Here is a 17,786-nt window from a genome sequence, read left to right as displayed (position 1 = left end):
GCTCCCACAAAGGGTTTTACGTCGTACGCAGAATTTGTGCACAACAACATTCAACTGTGGGAGCGGGCTTGCTCGCGAAAGCGCTGGGTCAGTCAATACCTGTGCAAGCTGACACTCCGTCTTCGCGGGCAAGCCCGCTCCCACAGGGTTGTGTGTATGCCTGGCTGAGATCAGGCCTTGGCCGCCATCGCGGTCACTTCCACGCGCATGCCTTCAACCGCCAACGAGGCAACCCCGACGGCAGCGCGCACCGGCCATGGTTTGGCGAAGTAGCGCTTGTAGACTTCGTTGAACGCGGCGCGGTCGGCCATGTCGGTGAGGTAGATGGTCAGGTGCATCACGCGGTCCATGGAACTGCCGGCACGCTCCAGTGCGACTTTCAGCGCTTGCAGAGTGCATTCGCTTTGCAGGGTGATGTCGCCCAGTTCCAGGCTGCCGTCGGCGCGGGTGGGGATCTGGGTGGAGACCAGCACGCCGCCGAAACCAACGACGTCGGAGGAAATCGAATCCGCATCGGGATCGGGGGTAAAGGTCAGGTCGTGGTTTGCCATGAGGACTCTCTTGCTTGAAGTGATGAGGCTGGCGCCTTTTGCGCGGCCAGTTTACAGGGCCATTGGCGGCGCGTCGCTAATCCAGCCCGGGCGGCTGCTCGTGACCGGTGGCCTGGCGGTACTGGCGCGGGGTGAAACCGGTCGATGCCTTGAACTGCCGGGTGAACGCACTGTGGTCGGTATAACCGCATTGCAGGGCGACCTCGGTGATCGGCAGATCCGTGAGGAGCAGTCGATGGGCGTGCTCCAGGCGCACCTTCTGGATCATTTGCCGTGGCGTCAAATGGAACACGCGCTTGCAGTAGCGTTCCAGTTGCGCCACGGAAATACCGGCGATGCGCGTCAACTCGCCCAGGGTAACGCGCTGGTTGAAATGCGCGCGAATGTGCTCGTCCACTGCCGCCAGGCGCTGGTACGCCGGGTGCGTGTCACTGGCCGATTGCAGGTCGACCGAAATACCCGCCAGACCGATGATTTCATTGCGGCGGTTATACAGTGGTCGCTTATGGGTCAGGCACCAGCCCGGTTCGCGGCTGCCGTACAAATGCAACTCCAGCTGGTCCTCCAGCACCAGACCCTGCTCCAGCACACGCCGGTCCTGCTCGGTGTAACCGGGCCCCAATTGTTCGGGAAACACCTCGGCGCTGGTTTTCCCCAGTAGCGGCTTGAGCTGCTTCAAACCACAGCGCTGCACCAGCGTGCGATTGGCCATGACATAGCGCGCCTGCACATCCTTGATGAAGATCGCCGCATTCGGAATGACGTCGAGCATGGGCAGTAAAAGCGCGACACCGGCCAGCAGTTGCTCGATGGATTCGGGGCGGTTCGAGTCGTCGCCCTGGCACAACAGCGCAAACGCATCCTCAGTCATCAACCGGTCTCTCGCAAAAATCAGACATTGCCCATTGTGCTGATTTCGTCATCGACACCCAAGCAAAACATCAATCGCGAGCAAGCCGCCAAGTTCACTCTATGGCCACCGCCCTCCTCGGCAAAACCGACCGGGGCGTCTTGAAGTGCACACCTGCCTATCCAATAACTCACAAGAAGGCGATGCCATGTCAGGCCAAGGCAAGTTCAAAAAACAACTTTCGTTGATAGACCTTACGTTTATCGGACTGGGGGCCATCTTCGGCTCCGGCTGGCTGTTCGCAGCCAGTCACGTCTCAGCCATCGCGGGGCCGGCGGGGATCTTTTCCTGGCTGCTCGGCGGTTTTGCGGTACTGCTGCTGGGCATCGTCTACTGTGAACTCGGCGCGGCGCTGCCCCGAGCCGGCGGTGTGATTCGCTACCCGGTTTACTCCCACGGCCCGCTGCTGGGCTACCTGATGGGCTTCATCACGCTGATCGCGTTTTCCAGCCTGGTGGCCATCGAGGTGGTCGCCGCGCGCCAGTATGCCGCTGCATGGTTTCCCGCATTGACCCAGGCCGGTTCCAGCAATCCAACAGCGCTTGGCTGGCTGGTGCAGTTCGGCCTGCTGTGCCTGTTCTTCATGCTCAACTACTACAGCGTGAAAACCTTCGCCAAGGCCAACAACCTGATCAGCCTGTTCAAGTTCATCGTGCCGTTGCTGGTGATCGGCGTGCTGTTCACCTTCTTCAAACCGCAGAACTTCCAGTCCCAGGGCTTCATGCCGTTCGGGCTGTCCGGTGTCGAGATGGCGGTGTCCGCCGGCGGCATCATCTTCGCCTACCTGGGGCTGACACCGATCATCTCGGTGGCCAGCGAAGTGAAGAATCCGCAACGCACCATCCCGATTGCACTGATCCTCTCCGTGCTGCTCTCCACTGCCATCTATGTGCTGTTGCAAGTGGCGTTCCTCGGCGGCGTGCCCACCGAAATGCTCGCCAACGGTTGGGCCGGCGTCGCCAAGGAACTGGCCCTGCCCTACCGCGACATCGCCCTGGCATTGGGTGTTGGCTGGCTGGCTTATCTGGTGGTGGCCGACGCGGTGATCTCCCCCAGCGGTTGCGGCAACATCTACATGAACGCCACCCCGCGGGTGATCTACGGCTGGGCGCAAACCGGCACCTTCTTCAAGGTCTTCACCCGTATCGATGAAAAGTCCGGCATCCCGCGTCCGGCGCTGTGGCTGACCTTTGCCCTGTCGGTGTTCTGGACCCTGCCCTTCCCTTCCTGGGAAGCCCTGATCAACGTGGTCTCCGCCGCGCTGGTATTGAGCTACGCCGTGGCCCCGGTGTCGGTGGCTGCCCTGCGCCGCAATGCGCCGGACATGCCGCGCCCGTTCAAGGTCAAGCGCATGGGTGTCCTGGGCCCTGTGTCGTTCATCATCGCCGCGCTGATCGTCTACTGGTCCGGCTGGAGCACCGTGTCCTGGCTGCTCGGCCTGCAGATCCTGATGTTCGTGGTGTACCTGCTGTGCGGACGTTTCGTGCCGACCCAACACCTGAGCCTGGCCCAGCAAGTGCGCTCTTCGGCATGGCTGATCGGCTTCTATGCCGTGACCATCGTGCTGTCCTGGCTCGGCAGCTTCGGCGGCATGGGCGTACTCACCCATCCTTTCGACACCGTGGTCGTGGCGGCCTGCGCGATGGGCATCTACTACTGGGGCGCGGCCACCGGCGTGCCGGCACATCTGGTTCGCCTGGAAGAAGAGGACGGAGAAAGCGAAGCCGATCCTGTTCACAGCGGCACGACCACAGGCCAGCGTCCGATCGGTGTGTCCGCCCAGACCTCTCGCTGAAATTCAGGCCGGCAAAGCCTGCGTGTTCCTCTAATGGAAAGGTTTATGAAAAAAGTACATGTCATTGATTCCCACACCGGCGGCGAACCGACTCGCCTGGTGATGTCGGGCCTGCCCCAGTTGTCCGGCCGGACCATGGCCGAGAAGCGCGATGTCCTGCGCGAGCAGCATGACCAATGGCGTCGCGCCTGCCTGCTGGAGCCCCGTGGCAACGATGTGCTGGTGGGTGCGCTGTACTGCGAGCCGGTGTCGCCGGATGCCACCTGCGGCGTGATTTTCTTCAACAACGCCGGCTACCTCGGTATGTGCGGTCACGGCACCATCGGCCTGGTCAACTCGCTGCATTACCTGGGGCACATCCAGCCCGGCGAGCACAAGATCGATACGCCGGTCGGCCCGGTCAGCGCCACATTGCATGAGGACGGCAACGTCACCCTGCGCAACGTGCCCGCCTACCGCTACCGCCAACAGGTGCCGGTCGAAGTGCCGGGGCATGGCCGCGTGTACGGCGACATCGCCTGGGGCGGCAACTGGTTTTTCCTGGTGTCCGATCACGGTCAGGCGTTGCACATGGACAACGTCGAGTTCCTCACCGAGTACACCTGGGCAATGCTCAAGGCCCTCGAGGCTCAGGGCATCCACGGTGAAGACGGCGCACTGATCGACCACATCGAACTGTTTGCCGACGACGATCACGCCGACAGCCGCAACTTCGTCATGTGCCCCGGCAAGGCCTACGACCGCTCGCCCTGCGGGACTGGCACCAGCGCAAAACTGGCATGCCTGGCAGCCGATGGAAAACTGGCCGCCGGTGAACGCTGGGTCCAGGCCAGCATCACCGCCAGCCAATTCGTCGGCAGCTATGAATGGGCAGGCGAACGCATCATCCCTTTCATCACCGGCCGCGCCTGCATGACCGCCGACAGCACCTTGCTGATCGACGAACAGGACCCCTTTGCGTGGGGCATTTGAGCCCCGCGCCTTTTCCCTAACCCGAGCTGAATGAACGCTTCCAGGAGTGACAACACAATGAGCGACAACATCTTCACTGGCTGCATCCCTGCACTGATGACCCCATGCACCGCCGAGCGCAAGCCGGACTTCGACGCACTGGTGGCCAAGGGTCGCGAGCTGATCGACATCGGCATGAGCGCGGTGGTGTATTGCGGCTCCATGGGTGACTGGCCGCTGCTGACCGAAGCCGAGCGTCAGGAAGGCGTGGCGCGCCTGGTGGCCGCCGGCGTTCCGACCATCGTCGGCACCGGTGCCGTCAACAGCCGCGAAGCGGTGTCCCATGCGGCACACGCGGCCAAAGTCGGCGCCCATGGCTTGATGGTGATTCCTCGCGTGCTGTCTCGCGGCGCTTCGGCCACCGCGCAAAAAGCCCACTTCGCCGCGATCCTCCAGGCCGCCCCAGGCCTGCCGGCGGTGATCTACAACAGCCCTTACTACGGCTTCGCTACCCGCGCCGACCTGTTCTTCGAACTGCGCCGCGAGTACCCGAACCTGATCGGCTTCAAGGAGTTCGGCGGTGCCGCCGACCTGCGCTACGCCGCTGAGCACATCACCTCCAAGGACGATGACGTGACCCTGATGGTCGGTGTCGACACCCAGGTGGTTCATGGCTTCGTCAACTGCAACGCCACCGGCGCCATCACCGGCATCGGCAACGCACTGCCGCGCGAAGTGTTGCGCCTGGTGGCCTTGAGCAAACAAGCAGCCAAGGGCGATGCCAAGGCGCGTCATCAGGCGCGGGAGCTGGAATCGGCACTGGCGGTGCTGTCGTCCTTCGATGAGGGCTGCGATCTGGTGCTCTATTACAAGCACCTGATGGTGCTCAATGGCGACAAGGAATACACCCTGCACTTCAACGAGACCGATGCGCTCAGCGATGCCCAGCGTCGTTATGCCGAGAACCAGTACGCGCTGTTCCGCCAGTGGTACGAGCAGTGGTCGGCCGAGCAGAACTTCGCCTGACATCCAGCCTGTACAGCGGCGTGCCAATGCGCGCCGCCTTTATTTTCGCCCACGGCGGTACGGCGTTTTTTTCACAAGCGCCGCCCCTCTTTTTTTCAGGAAAGACCATGACTCTGACAGGCAACATGTTGATCGGCCAGCAGGCCATCGCCGGTAACCGCGAAGCGATCCGCGGCATCGACCCCACTACTGATCTACCCCTTGAACCGGCCTATCACGGTGGCAGCGGCGAACACGTCGAACAGGCCTGCGCCCTGGCCTGGAGGGCCCTCGACAGCTACCGCGCGACATCCCTGGAGGCCCGCGCCGAATTCCTCGAAACCATCGCCAGCGAAATCGAAGCCCTCGGCGATGAATTGATCGACCGCGCCGTGGCCGAGACTGGCCTGCCGCGCCCGCGTATCCAGGGTGAACGGGGTCGCACTTGCCAGCAGCTGCGCACCTTTGCTCGCACCGTACGTGCAGGCGAATGGCTGGATGTACGGGTCGACTCCGCGCAACCGGAACGCCAGCCCCTGCCCCGCCCGGACCTGCGTCAGCGTCAGGTGCCGCTCGGCCCGGTGGCGGTGTTCGGTGCCAGCAACTTTCCCCTGGCCTTCTCCGTCGCCGGCGGCGACACCGCGTCGGCACTGGCCGCCGGTTGCCCGGTGATCGTCAAGGCCCATGGCGCGCACCCCGGCACCAGTGAACTGGTGGGCCGAGCCGTGGCCCGTGCGGTCAAACTTTGCGGGCTGCACGAAGGCGTGTTTTCGCTGTTGTACGGCTCCGGCCGCGAAGTGGGCATTGCCCTGGTCACCGATCCGCGTATCAAGGCCGTGGGTTTCACCGGCTCGCGCAGCGGCGGCATCGCCTTGTGCAACGCGGCCCAGGCGCGTCCCGAGCCGATCCCGGTGTATGCGGAAATGAGCTCGATCAATCCGGTCTTGCTGTTCCCGGCAGCCCTGCAATCGCGAGCCGAAGACCTGGCGCAAGGCTTCGTCGCTTCCCTCACCCAGGGCGCCGGCCAGTTCTGCACCAACCCGGGTCTGGTGATTGCCCGCCAAGGCCCAGCCCTTGAGCACTTCATCCAGACGGCTGCGCAACTGCTACAGCGCAGCCCGGCGCAGACCATGCTCACCCCCGGCATTTTCAAGGCCTACGAGGCCGGCGTCGGCGCGCTGGCCGAGCATGCCCACGCTGATACAGTGGCCGTCGGCCTGAAGGGCGAAACGCCGAACCAGTGCCAGGCTCACCTGTTCGTCACAAAGGCCAGTGAGTTTCTTGCCGACCCGGCGTTGCAGGCGGAAATGTTCGGTGCCGCGTCACTGATCGTGCAATGTGCCAACGACGAGCAAATCCGCCAGGTCATCGAACACCTCGAAGGCCAGTTGACCGCCACCCTGCACCTGGACGATGCCGACGTGGAGAGCGCCAAAACCTTGCTGCCGATACTGGAGCGCAAGGCCGGGCGCCTGTTGGTCAATGGCTGGCCGACCGGGGTCGAGGTGTGCGATGCCATGGTCCATGGCGGCCCGTTCCCGGCGACGTCCGATGCGCGCACCACTTCGGTCGGCACCGCGGCGATCCTGCGGTTCCTGCGCCCGGTCTGCTATCAGGACTTCCCGGACGCCTTGTTGCCGGCCGCCCTCAAGCACGGCAACCCGTTGCAGTTGCGTCGCCTGCTCGACGGCCAGAGAGAAGCCTAGGCCATGTCCAACGACTCCCTTTTCAACAGCCCACACGCCGAGGCAGACGTTGCGGTGATCGGCGCCGGGATCATCGGCGTCGCCTGCGCCCTGCGCCTGGCGCGCCAAGGCCGGCGGGTCCTGGTCATCGATCAACAGGAGCCCGGCCGTGGCGCCTCCTTCGGCAATGCCGGGCACCTGGCCACCGAGCAGGTGTTTCCCATCGCCGACCTGTCGATCCTCAAACGCCTGCCCGCCATGCTCATGGACCCGATGGGCCCGTTGCGCCTGGACTGGAAATACATGCCCCGGGCCCTGCCCTGGTTCATGCGCCTGTTGCTCAACCTGCGCCCGGCGCCGTTCCAGCGCACCGTGGCCGGCATCCGCGCCCTCAATGAAAGCAGCCTGGGCGCCTGGCAGCGCTTGCTGGAGACCATCGAGCGCCCAGGGCTGCTCAAGGAAGACGGCTCGTTGCTGGTGTTCGAGCGCCCCGACTCGCAACAGGCCATCGAAGCGCTACAGGCACGCATGCGCCAGCAGCAAGTGCCGGTGGATTTCTGGCAGGCCAAGGCGGTACGCGACGCGGCGCCGCAACTCAGCGAGCAGATCCAGGGCGGGTTGTTCTTCCCGCGCACCGGGCATTTCCTCGATCCCTTCCAGGTGGTCGGCGAACTGGTCCACGCGGCCAAAAGCAGCGGCGTACAGTTCCTCAAGCAGCGGGTCGAGGGCGGGCAATTGAATGAACACGGCGTGTCGTTGATCACCGATCAAGGCCACGTCAGCAGTCGACAAGTACTGATTGCCTGCGGCGCCCATTCCGCCAGGCTCACCGCCGCGCTAACCGGCAAAAAAGTGCCACTGGACACCGAGCGCGGCTATCACCTGATGCTGCCCCACGAGCACGAACGCTTGCCGTTTGCCGTCACCTCACTGGAGCGCAAGTTCATCATGACGCCGATGGCTGACGGGCTGCGCCTGGCCGGCACCGTCGAATTCGCCGGTCTCGAATGCCCACCGACCATGGAGCGCGCCTGGCAGTTGCACCGCTTGAGCAAAGGCCTGTTCAAACGCGACCTGAGTGCCGAAGCCGCCACGCCGTGGATGGGTTTCCGCCCGTCCTTGCCCGACTCCCTGCCGATCATCGACCGGGTGTGCGACGGCAAGGTCCTGCTCGCCTTCGGCCATCAGCATCTGGGATTGACCCAGGCGGCGGTCACGGCGGAAATGATTGCGCAGATGGCCTCGCCCCTGACCGACGCCCAGCCTCACGGTCTGCCCGCGACTGCGCCGTACCGGCTGGATCGTTTCTGAGGCTCCGGTCGAGCCGCGCCCTCGTCATTGCAAGGGCGAGAACTTCGCGGGCAGGTAGATCGTCGAGCACATGTCGCGCAGTTGCGGGCCGGAGTTTTCCGGCGGCCAGACGCCGTCGGCGACCGCCTGGGTGCGCACTTGCAGGCGCTGCTCCAGGGTGGTCCAGGGCCAGATATGCAGATAGCGCGGCAGCGCGCCGTCGGTGGCGTAGAACGCCGCGTACACCGGCGAATACTGTTCGGCGGTTCGCGCTTCGATGGCGTTGCTCCAGCCGTCGAGGGTGGGCTGCAACCCACTGCTGACCAGGTCGTAGACGCGCAGTTCGTAGAATGGACCGTGCGGCCCCGCGCTCAAGGGTTCGAGGAAGGGAAACAGCGTGTAGTTTTCGATGCGCAGATCGGTGATGAACTCGTTGATGCCAAACGCCCCGCCCACCAGCAGGAAACGCTCGCGCTCCGCTTGCCTCAGGTGTTCGTCGGCGTAGCCACGCAGCACGGCGATCTGGTTCAACTGACCGATTTCCGAGGCCCAGCACCCCATCAACACCCCGCCGACTTTCGGGTCGTCCAGCGCCGCCTCGATCTGCGCCAACGCTTGCGCAACCGTGCGCACCCGCACAGTGAAAGTAATCAGTTCAAATAAACGCATAACAACTCCGCCCACCGGTTTGCCAAAAGCACACAGCCTAGGGCAGCCCCCGCAGGCGGGATATTGAGGCAATCACCATCACTCATGGTGATTGCCGCAGGGCGGTAGGTAGTTTCTTTACAGCGATTGAAAGCGAAACATCAGCCACGTCCTTCCAATCGGCCGTTATCGGCCCAGCCGATTCAAACCTGCGAATTATCGATTTGTGCAGCAGTCCGTGGACCGCGAGCATGGCGTCACTTCCAACAACAAAAACCAAGGACCCGCCATGACCGCCCGATTTCACAATCCAGTGGATACCCGTTTCGGCTGGGGCAGCCTGCAAGAGCTTGCCGCCATCACCGAACACCAGAACGTTGCCGTCGTGACCTTTCCCGAAGCCCGTGGCCTGGGGCTGGTGGATCGCCTTCAAGCGTTGCTGGGCGAACGGTTGGTCTACGTGATCGAAGATGTCCAGCCCAACCCCGATGTCGCGCAACTTCGCGCGACCTATGAACGTTTCTGGCAAGAGGCCGGCGATTGCCATGTCGTGATTGCCGTCGGTGGCGGCAGTGCCATCGACACCGCCAAGGCGCTGATTGTCGGCACCGAGTCAGGCCGCTTCGATGAGCTGCTGGCCTTGCTGGCAAGCGGCAAACCCTTCGTTCCGGGACGCAGTAAACAGCTGATCGCAGCACCGACCACGGCGGGCACCGGCAGTGAGGTCACGCCTTGGGCGACGATCTGGGACGCCGCCAACCACAAGAAGTACTCGCTGCACCTGGACTGTACCTGGCCTCGCGTCGCCATCATCGATCCGCAACTGATGCTCACGGTGCCGGCCAGCGTCACCGTTTCCACCGGGCTGGATGCACTGTCCCACGCACTGGAGTCGATCTGGAACATCAACGCCAACCCGCTTTCCGACACCTTCGCCATCTCTGCCATCGAGGACATCCTCGAATGCCTGCCCTTGCTGCGGCGGGACCTGTCCAGTCAGGAACTGCGTTCACGGATGGCCCTCGCCGCACTCAAGGCCGGCATGGCGTTCTCCAACACCAAGACCGCGCTGGCCCACTCCATTTCCTATGAGATGACCTTGCACTACGGCTTGCCCCACGGCATTGCCTGCTCCTTCACCCTGCCACTGGTGTTGGGCCTTGCCTGGGGCCACGACGAGACGCGCGACAAGACCCTGCAACGGGTTTTCGGGCCGGACCTGGATAAAGCCCAGGCCCGATTGCGCGCCTTCCTGCACAGCCTGGAGGTGAAAACCGAGTTCGCCGACTACGGCGTGACGGCCGAAGAGGCCCAAACCATGATCGATTTCGCCCTGCAGGGCGCACGCGGCAAGAACTTCATCGGCTCACGAGCGGCCTAGGGCTCGCCAGCCCCCAAAGACACTACACTGCCAGCGGCGTAACGAGCCGCGACGATTTCCTGCTGCACCTGAAAAAGAGTGCACCCTGCGATGCAACTCGCAGGGACCGAACAAGAATAAGGAAAAGATCATGAATCGTGCCCAAACCATGCCAGGTCTCGCCGTACACACTGCATCGTTTCGCGTCGCCCAGTGGCGCATGCTGCTGGCAGCCATGTTTTGCTATCTGTTTTTCTATACCGGGCGACAAACGTTCGGTTTCGCCATCCCCGGTATCCAGGCCGAGTTCGGCTTTACCAAAGAGCACCTTGGCTGGGCATCGGCCGCCATGCTCTGGGCCTACGCGATTGGCCAGGCCATCAACGGCAACCTCGCCGACAAATTCGGTGGCCGACGCATCATGACCATGGGCGCCGTGCTGTCCTGCGGCGCCAACTGGGTGACGAGCTTCGCCAGCAACTTTGCCGCGTTGATTTTGCCTTGGGGCATCAATGGCTACTTCCAGGCATTGGGCTGGGCACCGGGCAGTCGGCTGATCTCCAACTGGTGGAGCGCGGGCGAACGCGGCAAGGTCTACGGTTTCTATGTGTTCGCGGCCGGCTGCGCGTCGGTGCTGTCCTACGTGACTTCGATCGTCGTGCTGGAAGTGATGCATCTGGAGTGGCGCTGGATCTTCCGCCTGCCCGTGTTGCTCATGCTGGCGGGCGGCATCATCTTCTACCTGGTGGCCCGCGAGCGTCCGCAAGACCTGGGTTTCGAACCGCCTGCCGACACCGGTGTGGCCAACACCGAGGACAAAAGCCATGAAGTGGCCCAGGGCGAAGTCGAAACTTCCGCGCAGCGTTATAAAGCCGTTCTGAAAAACTTCCGCCTGATCATCGCCGCCGTGTCCCTGGGCTTCCAGAACGCTGCCCGCTACGGTTTGATCGTCTGGGTGCCGGTGCACTTCCTGGGTGCCAACTGGAAGACCGGCGACAGCATGATCGATCCGAAGTGGATCACCGTGGCCCTTCCCGTCGGCATGGCCATCGGCGCACTGAGCAACGGCTGGATCTCGGACAAGCTGTTCGGCTCCAAACGCTACCTGGCGATCATGCTCTACATGTTCCTCGGCGCGGCGACCAGTATGTGGATGTGGACCCTTGCCCCCCACAGCGCAACTGGTCTTGTGGCGTTGTTCCTCTGCGGTTTCTTCGTGTACGGCCCCGCTTCCAGCTTCTGGGCGCTGTGCCCGGACCTGGTGGGCGCCAAGCGCGCCGGCACCGCGACCGGGGTGATGAACTTTTCGTCCTACCTGTTCGCCGGCCTGGCGGAACCGCTGATCGGCAGTATGCTCGACAGTACCGGCAACACCTCGCTGATCTTCATCGTGGTCACCGCTGCCTGTCTCTGCAGCGCGTCGGTGGCGCTGTTCATCAGGCGTTGATGGCCCGGCTGGACAGATTGAATCAATGGCAGCGGCTCAGGAACAGGATCGTCTATGTACCAGTACCACAAGTGGCTACGTTCATTTCATGCGGTGGCGAAGACCGGCAGCTTCACCCTCGCCGCCGAGTATTTGAGCGTCGGCCAGCCCACGGTCAGTGAGCAGGTCAATGCCCTGGAGAAGAAGTTTTCCGTGGAACTGTTCCATCGCCGCGGCCGCTTTATCGAAATGAGTGCCGCCGGGCACCAGCTCTACGCGATCACCCAGGGCCTGTTCGGCCAGGAGGATGAAGCCGTGCAATTGCTGCAAAGTTTCAAGCAACGCAAGACCGGCATGTTGCGCCTGGGCGCGGTGTCGCCGCCGATTGCCATGAACCTGACCTACGAACTGATGCAACGGCATCCGGACATCGAGCTGGAAACCTCGTTCTCCCCGGAAAAAGAGACCCTGGATCGCCTGTTCAACTTCGATATCGATGTGGCGATCCTGGCCCTGTCCGAATTCGACCAGCGCTTTGACACGCAGCTTTACCGGCGCTACCCGATCATTGCCGTGGTGCGTGACGACCATCCCTGGGCCCGGCAGAAAGAAGTACATGTCGAGCAGATCAGCGAGGAGAAATGGGTGCTGCGGGAAAAAAGCTCCCGTACTCGTCAACTGGTGGAGGAAAGCTGCAAGCAACTGGGCGTCGCGCTGAACTGCGTCATGCAGTTGAACAGCCGCGAGGCCATCGTGCATGCCATCGCCAAGGGCATCGGCATCGGTTTCGTCTCGGCCGTCGAGTACGCCGAAACCCCGGGCACCAAACCAATCACCTTCGTCAATCACCCGTTTTCCATCGACTACCACCTGTGCTGCCTGGGCATTCGCCGAAACCGGCCAATGATCGCGGAGCTGTTCGACTCGAGCCCGATCCCGGCCACCTGATTTCGTCTCACCCTTGAGCAATCCATAGGCCTACTTCCTGGCGACAGGAGGGACGGCCTGCCCACAACAAAAAATGGAGAAATACCATGAACTACCAACAACCGAGCCAACTGCAAGCCGTGGTCCTGGACTGGGCCGGCACCGTTGTCGATTTCGGCTCCTTCGCCCCCACGCAGATTTTCGTCGAAGCCTTTGCCGAATTCGGCGTCGCCGTTTCGCTGGAAGAAGCGCGGGGCCCGATGGGCATGGGCAAGTGGGATCACATCCGCACCCTGTGCAATCAACCGCAGATCGCCGAACGCTACCGTGCGGTGTTTGACCGCCTGCCGACCGATGACGATGTCACCGCACTGTACGAACGGTTCATGCCGCTGCAGATCGAGAAAATCGCCCTGCACTCGGCCCTGATTCCCGGCGCGCTGAACACCATCGATGCCTTGCGCGACAAGGGCCTGAAAATCGGCTCCTGCTCCGGTTACCCGGCCGTGGTCATGGAAAAAGTGGTCGAACTGGCGCGGCACAATGGCTACGTGGCGGACCATGTGGTGGCCACCGACGAGGTGCCGAACGGCCGCCCCTACCCGGCCCAGGCTTTGGCCAACGTGATTGCCCTGGGGATCAGCGACGTCGCCGCCTGCGTCAAGGTCGACGACACCTGGCCCGGCATTCTCGAAGGCCGTGCCGCCGGGATGTGGACGGTAGCGCTGACCTGTTCGGGCAATGCCCTGGGCTTGACCTACGAGCAATACAAGGCCCTGCCCTCCGACAGGCTGGACAGCGAGCGGGCGCGCATCGTCAAGATGTTCGAAGGCTCGCGCCCGCACTACCTGATCGACACCATCGTCGATCTGCCGGCGGTCATCGAGGACATCAATGCCCGGTTGGCGCGCGGTGAAACGCCGCAAGGTTCCTGATTGATTCAGGCGTCAAGCGGCCGTCCCACGGGCGGCCGCCTCACTTGAAAAAATCACTCGGCGTCTTGCCGAACTGCTTCTTGAACATGGTCGTGAACGCGCTGGGGCTGTCGTATCCCAGCCCCCCGGCGATGTCGATGATCTTCTCCCCGACGGCTATGCGTTCCAGCGCCAGCAGCAGTCGCGCTTGCTGGCGCCATTGGCCAAAGGTCATGCCGGTTTCCTTGCGGAACCTGCGCTGGATGGTTTTGGCGTCGAGGCTCAAGCGGGCGCTCCAGTCCGACAGCGTCGAGCCATCCCCGGGATCACGCTGCAACGCGCTACAGATCAGGTTGATACGCTGATCGGCGGGCTGCGGCAGGTTCAGGGGCAAGGTCGGCAGGATCGTCAGTTCATCCAGGATCAGCCGCAGCACCCGGGCTTCCCGCGAGTCCGGCTCACAGGCAAAGTCGAAATCGACCGAGACCTTGATCAGCTCGCTCAGCAACGCGGAAACACTCACCGCCCGGGTTTCGCCGGGCAGATCCAGGCTCGGGTCAGGGCGCACGAAAACGCTGCGCATCTTGATCGCCCCCACACAACGAATCGAGTGCACTTCTCCACTGGGCATCCAGATGCCACGGCTCGGCGGCACCGTCCATTGGCTGGTGGCGGTGTGCACCACCATCACGCCTTCGATGGCATAGATCAGTTGATGCTTTTCATGGGAGTGCGGCGCGATGATCCAGTTTTCCGGGTAGTCGGTCGCACTGCTGCGAACGCTCCAGCCGCCCTGGTCGATCTCCGCAAGAAATGCCTGCAATGGTTTGATCATGACGCCCTTTTTGCGATGGTCCATGCCCGAGTTGCGTGAGACGGGCGCCCTTGAGGCCCCTAGGATAACGCCGAACCCTGAAATTGGCTGCGCCTTGCGTTCGCAGTTCGCGTTATTTATCCGGAAGATCGCCCATGTCGACCACCACCCTCAGTTCACCCTCACCCACCGCTTCGGTGGCCAGCCAGGCCAGCCCCCTGGTCATGCGCGTCATCGGCGCCTGCGCGCTGGCGCACCTGATCAACGACCTGATCCAGGCCGTGCTGCCGTCGATCTACCCGATGCTCAAGGCCAGCTATGGCCTGAGCTTCACCCAGGTCGGCCTGATCACACTGACCTTCCAGCTCACCGCTTCACTGCTGCAACCGTGGATCGGTTTCTACACCGACCGGCATCCCAAGCCGTGGCTGTTGCCGGCGGGCATGGTCTGCACCCTGATCGGTATTCTGATGCTGTCGATGGTCGGCAGCTTCCCGGCGATTCTCGTGGCCTCGGCGCTGGTGGGGGTTGGCTCGTCGACCTTTCACCCTGAGACCTCGCGGGTGGCGCGGCTGGCCTCGGGTGGGCGCTACGGCCTGGCACAGTCGACCTTTCAGGTCGGTGGCAACGCCGGTAGCGCCTTCGGCCCCTTGCTGGCCGCCGCGATCATCATTCCCTACGGCCAGGGCAACGTCGCCTGGTTCGGCCTGTTCGCGGTGTTCGCCATCCTCGTGCAATACGGCCTGAGCCGCTGGTACCGCAATCACCTGAACCTGTTCAAGCTCAAGCAAGGCAGCAAGGCCACCCACGGCCTGTCCAAGCGGCGGGTGACCTTCGCCCTGGTGGTGCTGGCGTTGTTGGTGTTCTCCAAATACTTCTACATGGCCAGCTTCACCAGCTACTTCACCTTCTACCTGATCGAGAAATTCGACCTGTCGGTGGCCAGTTCGCAGCTGTACCTGTTCCTGTTTCTTGGCGCCGTCGCTGCGGGCACCTTTTTTGGTGGCCCGATCGGCGACCGGATCGGCCGCAAGCAGGTGATCTGGTTCTCGATCCTCGGCGCCGCACCCTTCACCCTCGCCCTGCCCTACGTCGACCTGTTCTGGACAGGCGTGCTGAGCATGATCATCGGCTTCATCCTCGCCTCGGCGTTCTCGGCCATCGTGGTCTTCGCCCAGGAACTGGTGCCCGGCAACGTCGGCATGATCGCCGGGGTGTTCTTCGGCCTGATGTTCGGTTTTGGCGGGATCGGTGCCGCGCTGCTGGGGCACCTGGCGGATATTCATGGCATCGAATATGTCTACACCTTGTGTTCGTTCCTGCCGTTGCTGGGAATTCTGACCATACTGTTGCCGTCTACTGGACAACGCTCGTCGGGAGCGTGAATAGGCATCAGGAGGAAACCCCCATGAAAATCGTAGTCACCAGCGTGCTCGTCGATGATCAGGCCAAGGCGCTTGCCTTCTACCGGGATGTGCTCGGTTTTGAACTCAAGCACGATATCCCCATGGGCGAACATCGCTGGCTGACGCTGACCTCTCCCGGCGATCCCGAAGGTGTCGAACTGCTGCTGGAGCCCAATGCCCACGGCGCGGCAAAGACGTTCCAGAGCGCGATCAAGCAGGACGGCATTCCCTGCACCTTTTTCGGCGTCGAAGACGTGCAAGCCGAATATGCCCGGCTCAGCGCCGCCGGCGTTCAATTCACCCGCCCGCCGACGGTGATGGGACCGGTCACCCTCGCGGTACTGGACGACACCTGCGGCAATCTCATCCAGATCGTTCAGCAAAACTCAACCGCCTGATCATTTCTGCTACCAACCCTGTAGCACTCGGTAACACCCGGCCCCAATGCAGTGCGTCTTTTAAACGCCTTGCCGTGCGCCACCCCGCTCCACACGGGGCCACCCGCCATGGCGTACTTTGTGCATCCAATGGCCATCCTCTTCTACCTGTAGCCGCCATGCGCCCCAAGGAACTGAAACTCTGGACCACCGGTGTCGCCCACCTGCTCGACCTGCCTGCCGGGCATGCGCGGCTGTCGGGGTTGAGCCATTGGCTTCGGCAAATCTGCCCGGTCGATCATTTCGTGTTGTTCGTCTACGAGGGCAATCACCGGCCACTGGCGTTGTTCGATACGTTCTCGGCGGACAAGCGGGCGGTGTATGTCGACGACTATCAGTGCGGGCCGTACCTGCTCGATCCGTTCTACCTGGCCTGTACACGCGGGCAGGCGCCGGGGCTGTGGCGTCTGCGCCAGTTCGCCCCCGACCACTTCTACCTCGGCGAGTACTTCCTGACCTATTACCAGCAAACCGGACTGGCCGAGGAAGTGGCGTTTTTCGTCGACCTCGGCGGTGGTGCCACGGCGGTGTTGTCGTTGATGCGCTCCAGCGCCAGCTGTGCATTCAGCCGGGACGAAATGCAACTGGTCGAGTGCGCGCAAGCGGTGGTCGAGCAGGTCATCAATGAGGCCTGGCGTTTGCGTCAGGCTCAAGAGCCGCGACCGGCGCAGGACCTGGACTTCAAGATCCGCGAAGCCTTCGACCAGTTCGGCGCGCACATCCTCACCGGCCGCGAGCAGGAAATCGTTCAATTGTTATTGCGTGGTCACTCCAGTGCTTCGGTGGCTGAGCAACTGAACATCAGCCCCGGCACGGTGAAGATTCACCGCAAGAACATCTACGCCAAGCTGGGCATTGGCAGCCAGTCGGAGTTGTTGGGGTTGTTTATTCGGGAGTTGACGGAGGATCCGTTGCAGGCTCCGGGCCTCAGGCTGCAAGCCTGACACCTATCGGTTAACAGAAAACCCTTGTGGGAGCGGGCTTGCTCGCGAAAGCGGTTTTTCGGCCAACATATAAGTTGCCTGACACACCGCCTTCGCGAGCAAGCCCGCTCCCACAGGTCTGTCGGTGATCCGGAGATTGTGGTCAGCGCGAATCAAGCTGATCCTGCGCCCCTGGGCTCAAGCTGCAAGCCTGATACCTGTCAGTAAGCAGAAAACCCTGTGGGAGCGGGCTTGCCCGCGATAGCGGCAGCACATTCAACATTGATGTGTCTGACATACCGCCATCGCGGGCAAGCCCGCTCCCACAGCTCTACTGGTGATCTGAAGATTGTGGTCAGGGCGGATCAAGCTGATCCAACGCCCTGTTCACCGCCAACTCCCCCAGCATGATCACCTGCGCAATACCCAACAGCGCATTGCGGCTTGTCCCTTCCAGATGTTCCACCAGATCGTTGGCCATGACATTGGCCGACGCCAGCGATTCACACGCGTGCACCAGCAAGGTTTCGGCACTGAGTTCGGGATTGACCATGAACATCGTGCTGGGTGCACGCGGGGTGGCCATGATGGCGGGGCCGGGGTTGAGATCGTGTTTGGCGGCTTCATGGACCTTGTTTGAATCGAGGCTTTCGTACGGGGATGCCGGATCGGTGGTGCCCGGCGGGTTGGGTGTGACCTTGAACATGGAATCAACCTCTAGCGCGAATAGTAAGGAGCCATCAC

The 17,786-nt window shown here is 62.6% G+C and carries 17 protein-coding genes; 12 read left to right on the top strand and 5 right to left on the bottom strand.

Annotated elements, in window-relative coordinates:
* Positions 1–170 precede the first annotated feature (170 nt).
* Complete coding sequence (locus tag KGB28_RS16125) at positions 171–551, bottom strand: RidA family protein (RefSeq protein WP_008021538.1); 381 nt, start codon at positions 549–551, stop codon at positions 171–173.
* 76 nt (positions 552–627) lie between these two features.
* Complete coding sequence (locus KGB28_RS16120) at positions 628–1,422, bottom strand: AraC family transcriptional regulator (protein WP_223446558.1); 795 nt, start codon at positions 1,420–1,422, stop codon at positions 628–630.
* Between the two features lie 187 nt (positions 1,423–1,609).
* Between KGB28_RS16120 and KGB28_RS16115 the strand changes: the two genes are divergently transcribed.
* From KGB28_RS16115 to KGB28_RS16095, 5 genes are all read left to right on the top strand, one after another.
* The gene (locus tag KGB28_RS16115) at positions 1,610–3,256 is read left to right on the top strand and encodes an APC family permease (protein WP_223446556.1); all 1,647 of its coding nucleotides are present in this window, start codon (positions 1,610–1,612) and stop codon (positions 3,254–3,256) included.
* A gap of 45 nt (positions 3,257–3,301) precedes the next feature.
* A complete protein-coding gene (locus tag KGB28_RS16110; protein ID WP_223446554.1) occupies positions 3,302–4,228 on the top strand; it encodes a 4-hydroxyproline epimerase in 927 nt (308 codons plus the stop codon).
* A gap of 57 nt (positions 4,229–4,285) precedes the next feature.
* Positions 4,286–5,233: a dihydrodipicolinate synthase family protein gene (locus KGB28_RS16105; RefSeq protein ID WP_223446552.1), complete on the top strand. Its 948-nt coding sequence runs from the start codon at positions 4,286–4,288 to the stop codon at positions 5,231–5,233.
* A gap of 107 nt (positions 5,234–5,340) precedes the next feature.
* Positions 5,341–6,918, top strand: coding sequence for an aldehyde dehydrogenase (NADP(+)) (locus tag KGB28_RS16100; RefSeq protein ID WP_223446550.1), 1,578 nt, complete (start codon positions 5,341–5,343; stop codon positions 6,916–6,918).
* Positions 6,919–6,921: 3 nt separating this feature from the next.
* On the top strand, positions 6,922–8,208 hold the full coding sequence (locus KGB28_RS16095) for an NAD(P)/FAD-dependent oxidoreductase (protein ID WP_223446548.1): 1,287 nt from the start codon (positions 6,922–6,924) through the stop codon (positions 8,206–8,208).
* Between the two features lie 24 nt (positions 8,209–8,232).
* On the opposite strand, the gene KGB28_RS16090 is transcribed toward KGB28_RS16095, so the two are convergent.
* Entirely contained in the window at positions 8,233–8,856 is a 624-nt protein-coding gene (locus KGB28_RS16090; RefSeq protein ID WP_223446546.1) for an NIPSNAP family protein, read from the bottom strand.
* Positions 8,857–9,124: 268 nt separating this feature from the next.
* On the opposite strand from KGB28_RS16090, the gene psrA reads away from it, so the two are divergent.
* The 4 genes from psrA to phnX all read left to right on the top strand — a co-directional run bounded on the left by psrA (position 9,125) and on the right by phnX (position 13,483).
* Complete coding sequence (gene psrA, locus KGB28_RS16085) at positions 9,125–10,216, top strand: iron-containing alcohol dehydrogenase PsrA (RefSeq protein WP_223446544.1); 1,092 nt, start codon at positions 9,125–9,127, stop codon at positions 10,214–10,216.
* A 130-nt stretch (positions 10,217–10,346) separates the two neighbouring features.
* The gene (locus tag KGB28_RS16080) at positions 10,347–11,642 is read left to right on the top strand and encodes an MFS transporter (protein ID WP_223446542.1); all 1,296 of its coding nucleotides are present in this window, start codon (positions 10,347–10,349) and stop codon (positions 11,640–11,642) included.
* Between the two features lie 54 nt (positions 11,643–11,696).
* Positions 11,697–12,569, top strand: a complete 873-nt coding sequence (locus tag KGB28_RS16075; RefSeq protein WP_223446540.1) for a LysR substrate-binding domain-containing protein — start codon at positions 11,697–11,699, stop codon at positions 12,567–12,569.
* A gap of 86 nt (positions 12,570–12,655) precedes the next feature.
* Positions 12,656–13,483 carry a phosphonoacetaldehyde hydrolase gene (gene phnX, locus KGB28_RS16070; RefSeq protein WP_223446538.1) on the top strand — a complete coding sequence of 276 codons (828 nt, stop codon included), beginning with the start codon at positions 12,656–12,658 and terminating at the stop codon, positions 13,481–13,483.
* A 40-nt stretch (positions 13,484–13,523) separates the two neighbouring features.
* Here phnX and KGB28_RS16065 read toward each other — a convergent pair whose 3' ends face one another.
* Positions 13,524–14,297, bottom strand: a complete 774-nt coding sequence (locus KGB28_RS16065) for an AraC family transcriptional regulator (RefSeq protein WP_223446536.1) — start codon at positions 14,295–14,297, stop codon at positions 13,524–13,526.
* Between the two features lie 134 nt (positions 14,298–14,431).
* Here KGB28_RS16065 and KGB28_RS16060 point away from each other — a divergent pair, with 134 nt between their 5' ends.
* The 3 genes from KGB28_RS16060 (at position 14,432) to KGB28_RS16050 (ending at position 17,063) form a co-directional block, all read left to right on the top strand.
* On the top strand, positions 14,432–15,661 hold the full coding sequence (locus tag KGB28_RS16060) for an MFS transporter (RefSeq protein WP_317853304.1): 1,230 nt from the start codon (positions 14,432–14,434) through the stop codon (positions 15,659–15,661).
* Between the two features lie 23 nt (positions 15,662–15,684).
* Positions 15,685–16,080 carry a VOC family protein gene (locus KGB28_RS16055; RefSeq protein WP_223446535.1) on the top strand — a complete coding sequence of 132 codons (396 nt, stop codon included), beginning with the start codon at positions 15,685–15,687 and terminating at the stop codon, positions 16,078–16,080.
* 158 nt (positions 16,081–16,238) lie between these two features.
* Positions 16,239–17,063 (top strand): response regulator transcription factor, encoded by an 825-nt coding sequence (locus tag KGB28_RS16050; protein ID WP_223446533.1) that lies wholly within the window; start codon positions 16,239–16,241, stop codon positions 17,061–17,063.
* Between the two features lie 334 nt (positions 17,064–17,397).
* Here KGB28_RS16050 and KGB28_RS16045 read toward each other — a convergent pair whose 3' ends face one another.
* On the bottom strand, positions 17,398–17,748 hold the full coding sequence (locus KGB28_RS16045) for a DUF6124 family protein (RefSeq protein WP_223446531.1): 351 nt from the start codon (positions 17,746–17,748) through the stop codon (positions 17,398–17,400).
* Positions 17,749–17,786: the final 38 nt, after the last annotated feature.

The sequence above is a fragment of the Pseudomonas sp. BF-R-19 genome, from assembly GCF_019956445.1.
GTDB lineage: Bacteria > Pseudomonadota > Gammaproteobacteria > Pseudomonadales > Pseudomonadaceae > Aquipseudomonas > Aquipseudomonas fluorescens_BH.
The sequence above is the reverse complement of the archived record's forward strand: the minus strand, read 5'-3'. Positions and strand labels throughout refer to the sequence as shown.

Coding starts and splice junctions, on each gene's coding strand:
- KGB28_RS16065 (WP_223446536.1), bottom strand. CDS start 14,297: ATGATCAAACCATTGCAGGCATTTCTTGCGGAGATCGACCAGGGCGGC.
- KGB28_RS16110 (WP_223446554.1), top strand. CDS start 3,302: ATGAAAAAAGTACATGTCATTGATTCCCACACCGGCGGCGAACCGACT.
- KGB28_RS16125 (WP_008021538.1), bottom strand. CDS start 551: ATGGCAAACCACGACCTGACCTTTACCCCCGATCCCGATGCGGATTCG.
- KGB28_RS16050 (WP_223446533.1), top strand. CDS start 16,239: ATGCGCCCCAAGGAACTGAAACTCTGGACCACCGGTGTCGCCCACCTG.
- psrA (WP_223446544.1), top strand. CDS start 9,125: ATGACCGCCCGATTTCACAATCCAGTGGATACCCGTTTCGGCTGGGGC.
- KGB28_RS16115 (WP_223446556.1), top strand. CDS start 1,610: ATGTCAGGCCAAGGCAAGTTCAAAAAACAACTTTCGTTGATAGACCTT.
- KGB28_RS16075 (WP_223446540.1), top strand. CDS start 11,697: ATGTACCAGTACCACAAGTGGCTACGTTCATTTCATGCGGTGGCGAAG.
- KGB28_RS16080 (WP_223446542.1), top strand. CDS start 10,347: ATGAATCGTGCCCAAACCATGCCAGGTCTCGCCGTACACACTGCATCG.
- KGB28_RS16100 (WP_223446550.1), top strand. CDS start 5,341: ATGACTCTGACAGGCAACATGTTGATCGGCCAGCAGGCCATCGCCGGT.
- KGB28_RS16045 (WP_223446531.1), bottom strand. CDS start 17,748: ATGTTCAAGGTCACACCCAACCCGCCGGGCACCACCGATCCGGCATCC.
- phnX (WP_223446538.1), top strand. CDS start 12,656: ATGAACTACCAACAACCGAGCCAACTGCAAGCCGTGGTCCTGGACTGG.
- KGB28_RS16120 (WP_223446558.1), bottom strand. CDS start 1,422: ATGACTGAGGATGCGTTTGCGCTGTTGTGCCAGGGCGACGACTCGAAC.
- KGB28_RS16055 (WP_223446535.1), top strand. CDS start 15,685: ATGAAAATCGTAGTCACCAGCGTGCTCGTCGATGATCAGGCCAAGGCG.
- KGB28_RS16105 (WP_223446552.1), top strand. CDS start 4,286: ATGAGCGACAACATCTTCACTGGCTGCATCCCTGCACTGATGACCCCA.
- KGB28_RS16095 (WP_223446548.1), top strand. CDS start 6,922: ATGTCCAACGACTCCCTTTTCAACAGCCCACACGCCGAGGCAGACGTT.
- KGB28_RS16090 (WP_223446546.1), bottom strand. CDS start 8,856: ATGCGTTTATTTGAACTGATTACTTTCACTGTGCGGGTGCGCACGGTT.
- KGB28_RS16060 (WP_317853304.1), top strand. CDS start 14,432: ATGTCGACCACCACCCTCAGTTCACCCTCACCCACCGCTTCGGTGGCC.